The following is a 9828-nucleotide window of genomic DNA, read 5'->3' as shown; positions in this document are numbered from 1 at the left end:
GTTCGGACTATCGGCGGAAGTGCTGACGCCCTCGCCCAGACCGTCGGCGGACGGGGCGGCGCTGTTGTCGGGGGCATCGGCGGACAGGGCGGCGCTGTTGTTCAGTCCGTCGGCAGATGTCGTGCCGCTCTCGGCCAGACTGTCAGCGGACGTTGCGCCCTCGTCGTTCGGGGCATTGGCGAGGGTGACGACACTGTCGCCCAAACCCTCGGCAACGGCTGGACCGGCACAAACCATGAGTGCTCCGGCCGCGATGGCGGCCACGACAACGCGCAGCATCGATTCGCTCCTTAGATGTATGTGCCTTCCATATCGATGGGTGTCATGGGCCCGCCTGAATCAGTTCGTCCGAATGGTCAAACCCGGATTGTCTTGCAGCACACTGCTGATCGGCTGGCCGAGCAGCAGTGGGACGTGGCCGCAGCCGAGATCGAAGGAGGAACTCACCGTGACGATGGCGCTGCTGATGCCGAGTGCCTTGGTGCCTGCGAAGATCGGTCCACCGCTGTCGCCGCGCTGGCCGCAGAGGGCGGCATAGAACATATTCTCGATCTTGACCGGTTGGTCGCCGTGACCGCGTAACAGGCCCTTTTGCCCGGCCGCCAGCACCGTCCCGCACGAATATCCGGATGTGAAGCCGGTTTTGCACACGGCCGCTCCGACAACCGGCTCGGTTGTTCCGTCGATGCGCAGGACATCCGAACCGGCTGCTCGCGAATGTCCCGCATTACCGCCGTTCACATTCACGTCGGGCGCCTGCGCCGGTGAATCCATTTTCTGGGTGGACACCAGGTTGTTCCGGAAGCGCGGCGCGAACGTCCCGTTGATCCGCACGATCGCATAGTCCTCGGGGGCGAACCGGGAGACCGTGAAGTCACCGATCTCCTTGCCGAGCTGCCCATCTTCGAATTCGTAGACGCGTTGGGGCGCAGTGGTTTTCGCGGATGGTTCGACAACGTTGTTCGGGTCGCAGTGCCCGGCGGTGATATTCACGGCATTGCCGTCGGCGTCGGTGGCATTGAAGCCGAACGAGCACCTGTGCGCTTTTCCGTCGACCTTGATACCGAACGGCTGGCCACCGATGATGTCGCCGTCGGCTTCGATTCCCGCGATCGCCTGGATGTCGATGGCGGTGTCGTCGGTCCGGGCTTCCGGCAGTACGGCCGTCACCGACTGGATCGGCCCGATATCGGTCGGCAACCGCACGTCATCGGCCAGGCGAACGGCGAAACTGTTGGTCACCACGTCGATGCCGTAGGCGACGATCGAGTCGACCACGGTGCTCGGCTGATCGGATAACCAACGTTCGAAGGCGAGGCGGCGGGCGTCGAGGGTGCGCTCACTGTCGGCGACGGTTTCCACGCTGAATCCGGCCTTTTCGGCGATGGATTTGGCGTCCGCCGCGCGCTCACCTTCGGCGAGGGAGACGATCGGACGGTCGTCACTCATCCGGATCCCGGCGAATACGGCCGGGTATGCGGCGCGGGCCTGCTGTGCGAATTCGGCCAGCCGCCGGGCGGTTTCGACGCGTACGAAATATTCGTGCGCATCAATTCCGAGGTCACTCGCCACGGCCGCGATCAGTCCGGGCGGCAGCGGGGCGGTATCGGGCTTTGGTGCGGCAGCTGCCGGATGCGCGATCGAACCCGCCATTGCCAATGCGGCACAGCAGCCGAGTGCTGCCCGCCGCGTACGAATACCCGACCTCATCGAGCCGCCTCCTGACCAAACGCCGAAGTATTCGATGACGCTATGTCACATGCGTCACAAATCGGACTATTTGGTTCATAGCGTGTCGGTGTCCGCGCCGGTAAAGCCCAATGTCCACCGCCGGACAACTTGCCGACACGCCGAGACCGTTGAACTGTCGGCTATGTGGCGCTTGGGATGATCGCACCGGTCCATCGCCACCCCCGAAAATAGGAGGACGCTCGTGCTGCTGCTGGGTCTCGGAAGCATTCTCGGACCGGCCATTGGCGCACTGCTCGGTATAATTTTCTCCATCCTCTAGCCTTTACAACCGAACGCGGGGCGGACGCCGAAATGGCACCGCCCCGCGTTCGGTTTCAATGCACTAGGACAAGCCGAGTCCGTGCTCGAGGACCGGCCACGACCGCTTCAATTCGTCTTCCCAATAACCCCACGAGTGCGTGCCCTCGTCGAAGTTGTACGTCGCCGGAATGCCGAGCGATATCAGTTTCGCCTGCAGATTCTTCATGCAGTAATTCGCCGCTGCTTCGATCGCGCCGCCGAGCAGCACCTGATTTGTCAGTCCATCGAGGCCGGGCTCGGCATGCGCGCCGTTCAGCGTGTCATATTTTCCGGGCAGGCCATTGCCTGACGAAAGATAGAGATCGATGCCGCGCAATTTATCGGCGTGCAGGTATGGATCGTTTTCCGTCCATTCGGGCGAACCGACCGGGCCCCACATGTGGTCGGCGTTCCCGCCACCCCAGGCGATCACGAGCTTCAGGAACCTGGAACCGATCGGATCGCTTGTCTGCGCGCAGCCGCTATATGCGGCCGCCGCTCGGTAGAGGTCGGGTCTGGCAATCGGCAATGCCAACACCGTGGCGGTGGAAGCGGAAATTCCCGCGATCGCGTTGACTCCGTTGGTGCCGAGTGCGGCATTGATCAGCGGTGGCAATTCATCGGTAAGGTAGGTCTTCCATTTATTGCGGCCCAGTACCGGGTCGTCCTCGAGCCAGTCGGTGTAGTAACTGAACCTGCCGCCGATCGGCTGGACCAGGTTGACATCTTTGTCCGACATGAACTGCCGCGCATCGCTCTGTGCCTGCCACGATGCGTCGTCCTCACCGCCGCCCGCACCGTTCAATAGATATAGCGTCGGCCGCGGAACCGAGTCGTCTGCGGGCCGCTGGATCTCGACCGGAAATTCAGCACCCATCGCCGCGGAATATACCTGAAGTCGGATATTTCGGTCGTCGATGTACTCGACGCCGGTTATGTGCGAACCGTCGTCCGACGCCGTATCCGTGGAAATCTGCGTGGATGTGGTGGCCTCGGCAAAGGCCGACGGCGCACCTAGCGTCGTACCGACGAGCATCCCCACCAACGCGATGCCGACTATCGATCTATGTATTCCTCCGATTACGCCCCTGTCCATACCCAAGCTTTTAGCACCAAGATTCCGGCCGGTGCCGCACCGACACGTCGCCGGTAGGCCGGCACCGGACCGAAACCAGGTACGGCTACCGTGCACCAGCGTTAATATGTCAAGCGCGCCACATCACCCGGATGGGCTGGTTGTGTGCGTGGCATTCGGATAGCACCACCTACGTGTCGGTGCCGCAGCAAGAGTCGGCGACGCGGACAGCGTGACCCGCTCTTCCACGAGTGGTCGGGGACCGGTGGCTGGAGAAATGCCATGACCCAAACAATGAGTTTCGACTTCAGAGCACTGAGATCCGCGATCGGCGGGCCGGTATTCGCTCCTGACGACGCGGGTTATGACCATGCCCGGGCCATCTGGAACGGGGCAATCGACCGGCGGCCCGCGGTGATCGCCCAGTGCCTTTCCACCGAGGACGTGGCCGCGGCCTTGGCTTTCGCCAGGGAAAACGACCTCGAGGTAGCGGTGCGCGGCGGTGCCCACGCCTACAGCGGCACGGCGGTCTGCGACGGCGGCCTGATGATCAATCTCGGTGTGATGAGTCGCGTCGTGGTGGATCCGATGGCCGGGAGAGCCGTGGTCGGCGGCGGCGCGACGATGGCGGATATGGATGCCGCGACCCAGGCGTACGGACTGGCCGTGCCCGGCGGCGTGATCAGCGATACCGGCGTGGGTGGCCTCACCCTGGGTGGTGGCATGGGTTGGCTGACCCGCGTGGCCGGGCTGTCGATCGACAATCTCGTCTCGGCGCAGGTCGTCCTTGCCGATAGCCGGATCGTGCGGGCGTCCGGCAGTGAGAATCCGGACCTGTTCTGGGCGTTGCGTGGTGGTGGCGGAAACTTCGGAATCGTCACCGAATTCGAATATCGCACGCATCGGATCGGGCCCGAAGTGCACGTCGGATTCTTCTTCTGGCCGCTGACGGATGGGGATGCCGCGCTACATCTGATTCGTGCGTTCATACCGACGATGCCGCCCAGGTCGGGGGTGCTGGTCGGCGTCGCTTTATCCGCGCCGCCGGAGCCTTTCGTGCCGGAGCAGTACCACTTCGTGCCGGGCCACGCCCTTATCGTCGCCGGTTACGGCACTGCCGAAGAACATGCCGAGATGGTGGCGCCGATCCGGAGTGCGCTCGCCCCGCTCTTCGAATTCATTGCGCCGATTCCCTTTACCGGATTGCAGTCGATGCTCGATGTGGCGGCGCCGTGGGGTATCCACGGATATGAGAAGGCGCTCGATCTCGACGACTTCTCCGACGAAGTGATCGCGATTCTGACCGACCAGGCCGGGAAGAAGACATCGCCGCTCTCGTTCATGCCGATCTTCGTACTCGATGGCGCATTCACTGCCGTCGGCGAGGAGGACACCGCATTCGGCGGCGCGCGCTCGGCCCACTACGTATGCAATATCGAAGCCGCCGCACCCGACGCCGAGATATTGGCCGCCGACAGGGCGTGGGTGCGCTCGACCTGGGAAGCGCTGTGCCCCTTCGCCTCCAACCAGGGCGGGTATGTCAACTTCATGGCGGAGGCGGGCGAAGACCGGGTCCGCGCATCCTATGGACCCGCCAAATACGCGAAGCTGGCCGATATCAAGACCGAGTACGACCCCGAGAATGTTTTCCACCGCAACGCCAATATCAAGCCGGGCTGATCGCGATGAAGGTCGCGGCCGATTCAGCTCGGATCGAGGTCGATGGGCAGTCGATCGCCTACCGGATGGTGGGTGCCGGTCCGCCGCTGGTGTTGCTCCACGGCGGCTGGGAGGACAGCCGATCGTGGCGGCTGCAGCTGGAGTCGCTCGCCGACGAGTACACGGTCATCGCCTGGGACGCACCTGGATGCGGCAGGTCCGACGATCCGCCGGAAGGTGTGCGTCTCGGTTATTACGCCGACACACTGGCGGGATTGATTCGGGAACTCGGTATCGATCATCCACATGTGCTCGGGCTGTCGTTCGGTGGCGGCCTGGCCATCGAACTGTATCGCCGCCACCCCGATGTGCCGCGCTCGTTGATCCTCGTCGGCGCGTACGCCGGGTGGGCGGGATCGCTGCCCGCGGATGTGGTGGACGAGCGGGTGCGGCGGATACGAGAGCAGACCCAGCGGCCACCGGCCGAGTGGGCCGAGTCCTACCTCCCGACATTCTTCGCCACACCGATACCGCGGGAGTGGATCGACGAGATGCTGGCGATCATGTCCGATTCCCGGCCGAGCGGCATGGTCGCGATACTTTCGGCATTTGCGGAGGCCGACCTGCGTGACGTGCTACCCACCATCGCCGTCCCCACGCTGATCCTCAACGGCGAGCTCGACGAGCGAGCGCCGCTGCGCATCGCCGAGGGATTGCACGCGAGTATCCCCGGCTCACAGTTGGTCGTGATTCCCGGTGTCGGCCACTGCTGCAACCTCGAGGCGCCGAAGGCGTTCGACGCCGTGGTCCGCCATTTCCTGCGCCAACATCCGATCAATAAGTAGTTCCCATCCCGGCAACGACGGTGACGAGCGGTATTCCAGGAACTTTCCGCTGGACCGGGCGCCGTCGGTCAGCCCCAGCAGAGGTTGGGGTCAGCCCGCGGCGGCCGTGCGTGGGTCGGCGCGCTGGACCACGTCCGCGAGCAGGGTGTTGAAGCGGTCCGCGGCCTCGATATTGCCGAGGTGGCCGGTGGGCCAGACCTGGTAGTCGGCGAGGTGACCAGCTTTTGACAGCGCCTCGACGATCGGGCGGGACATGCGCTCGGGCAGCAGGTGGTCTTCAGCGCCCGCGATGACCGTGGTCGGCACCGTCAGGTGCTTCGCGGCATCGTCCAGGTCCAAATCGGCGAGGGCCGCGGCGTGCAGGCCGCGGGTGAGCGGGCGACACGAGCGGACGATGCCGAGTGCGAAGTCCACCTCGTCACGGGTGGCGGGCTTGGACATGACGCGGGCCTTGAACACCGCGCTGACCGGCCACCCGCCCGGCAGCGGAATCGGCGCGGCGAGTGCGGTTTCCGCGATGACGAGCGGGACACGGACGCTGGCGCCGAGTACGGTCACCGGTCGCTTGGCCACCATGAGCGGCTTGTTGAACAGCGGCAGCAGGTCGGTTTCGTACCGGATATCGCTGGCCGCGGTATTGGCCATGACGACCGCGGCGGCGCGCCGAGTGACCTGTTCCGGATAGCGAGATGCCCACGCCTGCAGGGTGATTCCACCCATGCTGTGGCCGACGAGGACGGCGCGCTTGCCGACCGGGACAGCGGCCTCGAGCACTGCTTCGAGGTCGTCGGCCAGTGTCTGCGCGCCCGGGCCGGTGCTGCCGAGGGTGCTCTCGCCGTGGCCGCGCTGATCGTAGGCGAGCACGCGGTAGCGGTCGGCGAAGGCATTGATCTGCGGATTCCAGTACTCGATGCAGCAGCTCCAGCCGTGGATCAAGACGATGACATCGCCGTCGGCGGGACCGTAGGCATGGACCCTGAGCTTGGCCCCGTCACCGGTGGTGACCGGGATGATCTCGGGTGTGGCGGCGGGCTTGTTGAGCGAGGTGGTCCGGTATGTCCGCGACCGTAGTCCAGCACGGTAGGCGGCGGTCAACGGTTCGTCTCCGCGCACTTCCGCCAGCGTCCTCATCGACTTGACCAGCATTCGAGCACTCCTTTGTGTCTGCCGCCACAGTACAGTGCAAGCTGAGTGCTTGCTACTGCTAGCGCCCCAGTGGCGGAAATCCTGGTTCTATCGGATGGATACCCGAAATTAGGTCGGCCAATAGTCCGGCCGGAAGAAACATCGGGCACGAGCTCTTCTTCCTGGATATCGCCTGTGCCCGAGGCGGCCGTTACCCCCGCCGCCCACCCGGTCTTGCCCCCAATCTCCCTGTCTCACCCCACAATCCCGCACCCGTTCTCGGGATCGGCCCGGTTCTGGGGCGCGGATCCCGACAAAGGGTGCGGTGGTTCAGCTGGGGGTCAGGAAATCGGCGATATCCTCGGGCATCACCAGGCAGACCTGGTCGTCCGGATGGAAGTCACCGGGGATGTCGCGGCGGTTGGGGGCGCGCACGAAAACGACAACGGACGAACCGTCTCCGGGGTCTATTTCGACCGCGACCGAGCCGGAGAAATCGCTGTCCGGGGGTGCGTACCAGTGGCCCACATGCCCGAATTCGAGCTTGCGAGCCGCGTTGCCCCCGAATCCGTCGAGCCGGGTAACACCAGCGGCGTCCACGTCGCGAAATTCTACTCTAGCTGCGGAAATGCCGGACCGAATCGATCATGTCGGTAGCTGCTGCGATGATTTCGCCCATGGCTTCCGATGCGGTCCGATTGGCGGCGCCGATTCCGGTGCTACGCATATTCGATATTGCCAAGGCGTACGAGTTCTACCGCGACTATCTGGGATTCACTGTGGACTGGGAACACCGGTTCGGTGCGAACTTTCCGTTGTATGCGCAGGTGTCGCGGTCGTCGGCGAAGGTGCATTTGAGCGAGCATCACGGTGACGGCACTCCAGGATCGGTGGTGTGGATCGCGGTGGACGACATCAAGGCACTGCATGCCGAGTTGGCGGGCAAGGACTATCGGTATGCGAAGCCGGGGTGCCCGGAGGATGGGCCGGGCGGGCCGGGGTTCGAACTGACCGATCCGTTCGGCAATGCGTTGCGGTTCGCGCAACCCGAATAGCGGGCACGAGCTGTGGCGGGTGTGGGGCCGCCGCGGCTACCGTTGGTGCTTGTGGAGATGAGTCATGCGGTACCGGTCGCACACCAGGAAGCGGTGGCGGAACAGCCGAGACGAACCGGCCTGCGCGCCATGGGGTGGCCGCTGGTGGCGGCGGGCGTCGGGGTCGGTGCCGCGGTCCTGCTGCATTTCCGGGATCCGCACAGCGAAGGCTCCTATGGAGTCTGCCCGGTCTACGCGCTGACGGGGTTGTATTGCCCGGGCTGCGGCGGCATGCGGGGCATGCACAATCTGACCGACGGCCGAATTTTCGATGCGATACACAGCAATCTGCTCGTGCTGCCGCTGGTGCTGGCCTTCGTGCTGTGGATCGGTGACTGGTCGATCCGTGCCTGGCGCGGTGAGCGGATGCGACTACCTCAACTCGGCCGCACCACGATGTGGGTGTTCTTCGCGCTACTCATCGGCTATACGGTGTTGCGAAATACGCCGTGGGGGACCTGGCTCACGCCGGTCTAGCGGTTTTCAGGCAGGCTTTGTATATGAGTGATTCGCTGAAGGAACGCGTGCGGGCAAAACTATTGCGCCAGCTCGCCGAGGACGGCACACCCGACTCGGAACAGGACGATCCGCGCCTGATCTCGGTCGAGTCCGATCTCGATGTGCTGAACAGCGTCGCCGACGACGATCCGTTGGTCGAAGAACTGGCAGCGCGCTACCTGGTCTTCTGACGGCGCCTCAGCGCGATGTCGTATCGACCTGCCCGCCGGAGGGCGGCAGTTGCGGCAGCGGCTCACCGAGCAACCACGCGTCCCAGAGCGGCCGCAGCGGCACCAGACTGTAGTGGCTCGCCAGATCGGTGAATTCCTCCGTGGTGACCGAGCCGTGCCGGTACCGGATCGTCCACTCGCGCAGCAGATCCCAGAAGGCGAGTTCGCCGAGTTCCAGGCGCAGCGTATGCAGGGTGAGCGCGCCGCGTTTGTACACGCGGTCGTCGAACATACGTCGCGGGCCGGGGTCGCCGATGATGATGTCCTGCGGTTCACGGGACAGGTTGTGCCGGGCGGCGCGGGCCAATTGGTCCGCGGTGGGCCCACCCGCGGCTTCGGACCAGATCCATTCGGCGTAACAGGCGAAGCCTTCGTGTAGCCAGATGTCACGCCACTGCCAGATGGTGAGGCTGTTGCCGAACCACTGGTGCGCGAGTTCGTGTGCGACAAGGCGTTCCGCGCCGCGGCGGCCGTCGCAGTGGTTGGCGCCGAAGACGGAGATGCCCTGGGCTTCGATGGGGATTTCCAGTTCGTCGTCGGTGACCACGACCGTGTACGCCTCGAATGGGTACGGGCCGAACTTCTCGGAAAACAGTTCCATCATCTGCTGTTGGCGCTCGAAGTCGTGGTCGAAGTTGGCGCGCAGCCGGGCCGGGATGATGGCCTGTATCGGCACCGAACCGCGCGGGGTGTCGATGCGGTGCTTGCGGTACTGGCCGATCTGGATGGTCGCCAAGTAGCTCGACATCGGCTCGGACTGTTCGTAGACCCAGGTGGTCTGACTGGCCTTGGTCTGCTTGCGCATCAAGGTGCCGTTGGCGAGCGCGTAGTACGGGGTGTCGGTGGTGATCGAAATCCGGTAGCTGGCTTTGGAACTCGGGTGGTCGTCGCAGGGGAACCAGGATGCGGCGCCGTTGGGCTGGCTGGCCACCAGCGCGCCCTCGGTCAGTTCCTCCCAGCCCACCTCGCCCCACGGCCCGCGCACCGGCTTCGGCAGCCCGGCGTATTGGATGACCAGCTCGAGCACCCCACCCGCCGGGATGCGGTGCTGTGGTGTGATGACGAGCTTGCCGTGCTGGTGCGAGTATTTCGCGGCCTTGGTGCCGTTGACGAGCACCTTGGACACGGTGAGTGCCTGGGACAGGTCGAGCGCGAAACGGTCACGGACGGCGTCGGTCACCGCGATGATCCGAGCTCGGCCTGCCATGCGATTACTGGCGACCTTATAGGTGATCTCGAGTTCGTACCGCGATACCCGGTAGCCCCAATTT

At 64.5% G+C, this 9828-nt stretch carries 11 protein-coding genes; 5 read left to right on the top strand and 6 right to left on the bottom strand.

From position 1 onward, the window contains the following. From NP3_RS18540 to NP3_RS18530, 3 genes are all read right to left on the bottom strand, one after another. Nucleotides 1-279, bottom strand: a 279-nt coding sequence (locus NP3_RS18540) for a hypothetical protein (RefSeq protein WP_157124382.1), incomplete at its 3' end; no start/stop codon positions are given. 60 nt (nucleotides 280-339) lie between these two features. Next, nucleotides 340-1710, bottom strand: coding sequence for a S1 family peptidase (locus NP3_RS18535; RefSeq protein WP_157124381.1), 1371 nt, complete (start codon nucleotides 1708-1710; stop codon nucleotides 340-342). 364 nt (nucleotides 1711-2074) lie between these two features. Further along, nucleotides 2075-3067, bottom strand: a complete 993-nt coding sequence (locus NP3_RS18530) for an alpha/beta hydrolase (protein ID WP_063042855.1) — start codon at nucleotides 3065-3067, stop codon at nucleotides 2075-2077. A 321-nt stretch (nucleotides 3068-3388) separates the two neighbouring features. On the opposite strand from NP3_RS18530, the gene NP3_RS18525 reads away from it, so the two are divergent. Together NP3_RS18525 and NP3_RS18520 are read left to right on the top strand one after the other, a co-directional pair. Then, the gene (locus NP3_RS18525) at nucleotides 3389-4786 is read left to right on the top strand and encodes an FAD-binding oxidoreductase (protein WP_063042854.1); all 1398 of its coding nucleotides are present in this window, start codon (nucleotides 3389-3391) and stop codon (nucleotides 4784-4786) included. 5 nt (nucleotides 4787-4791) lie between these two features. Continuing rightward, the gene (locus NP3_RS18520; RefSeq protein ID WP_063042853.1) at nucleotides 4792-5610 is read left to right on the top strand and encodes an alpha/beta fold hydrolase; all 819 of its coding nucleotides are present in this window, start codon (nucleotides 4792-4794) and stop codon (nucleotides 5608-5610) included. A gap of 90 nt (nucleotides 5611-5700) precedes the next feature. Here the strand turns inward: NP3_RS18520 and NP3_RS18515 are convergent, their stop codons facing one another. Both NP3_RS18515 and NP3_RS18510 read right to left on the bottom strand, forming a co-directional pair. Continuing rightward, nucleotides 5701-6756, bottom strand: a complete 1056-nt coding sequence (locus NP3_RS18515; protein WP_063042852.1) for an alpha/beta fold hydrolase — start codon at nucleotides 6754-6756, stop codon at nucleotides 5701-5703. Nucleotides 6757-7065: 309 nt separating this feature from the next. Next, the gene (locus tag NP3_RS18510) at nucleotides 7066-7335 is read right to left on the bottom strand and encodes a hypothetical protein (protein WP_063042851.1); all 270 of its coding nucleotides are present in this window, start codon (nucleotides 7333-7335) and stop codon (nucleotides 7066-7068) included. Nucleotides 7336-7412: 77 nt separating this feature from the next. On the opposite strand from NP3_RS18510, the gene NP3_RS18505 reads away from it, so the two are divergent. Genes NP3_RS18505 through NP3_RS18495 form a run of 3 tightly spaced genes read left to right on the top strand, consistent with a single transcriptional unit; the run spans nucleotide 7413 to nucleotide 8518 of the window. Next, nucleotides 7413-7790: a glyoxalase superfamily protein gene (locus tag NP3_RS18505; protein WP_063042857.1), complete on the top strand. Its 378-nt coding sequence runs from the start codon at nucleotides 7413-7415 to the stop codon at nucleotides 7788-7790. Nucleotides 7791-7847: 57 nt separating this feature from the next. Further along, nucleotides 7848-8306 (top strand): DUF2752 domain-containing protein, encoded by a 459-nt coding sequence (locus NP3_RS18500; protein ID WP_063042850.1) that lies wholly within the window; start codon nucleotides 7848-7850, stop codon nucleotides 8304-8306. A gap of 23 nt (nucleotides 8307-8329) precedes the next feature. After that, entirely contained in the window at nucleotides 8330-8518 is a 189-nt protein-coding gene (locus NP3_RS18495) for a hypothetical protein (protein ID WP_063042849.1), read from the top strand. Between the two features lie 7 nt (nucleotides 8519-8525). On the opposite strand, the gene NP3_RS18490 is transcribed toward NP3_RS18495, so the two are convergent. Beyond that, on the bottom strand, nucleotides 8526-9828 hold a 1303-nt coding region (locus tag NP3_RS18490; protein WP_063042848.1), incomplete at its 5' end, for a M1 family metallopeptidase.

The sequence above is a fragment of the Nocardia pseudovaccinii NBRC 100343 genome (assembly GCF_001613225.1).
In the GTDB taxonomy this organism is placed as follows: domain Bacteria; phylum Actinomycetota; class Actinomycetes; order Mycobacteriales; family Mycobacteriaceae; genus Nocardia; species Nocardia pseudovaccinii.
This window is presented reverse-complemented; position numbering and strand designations above follow the sequence as displayed.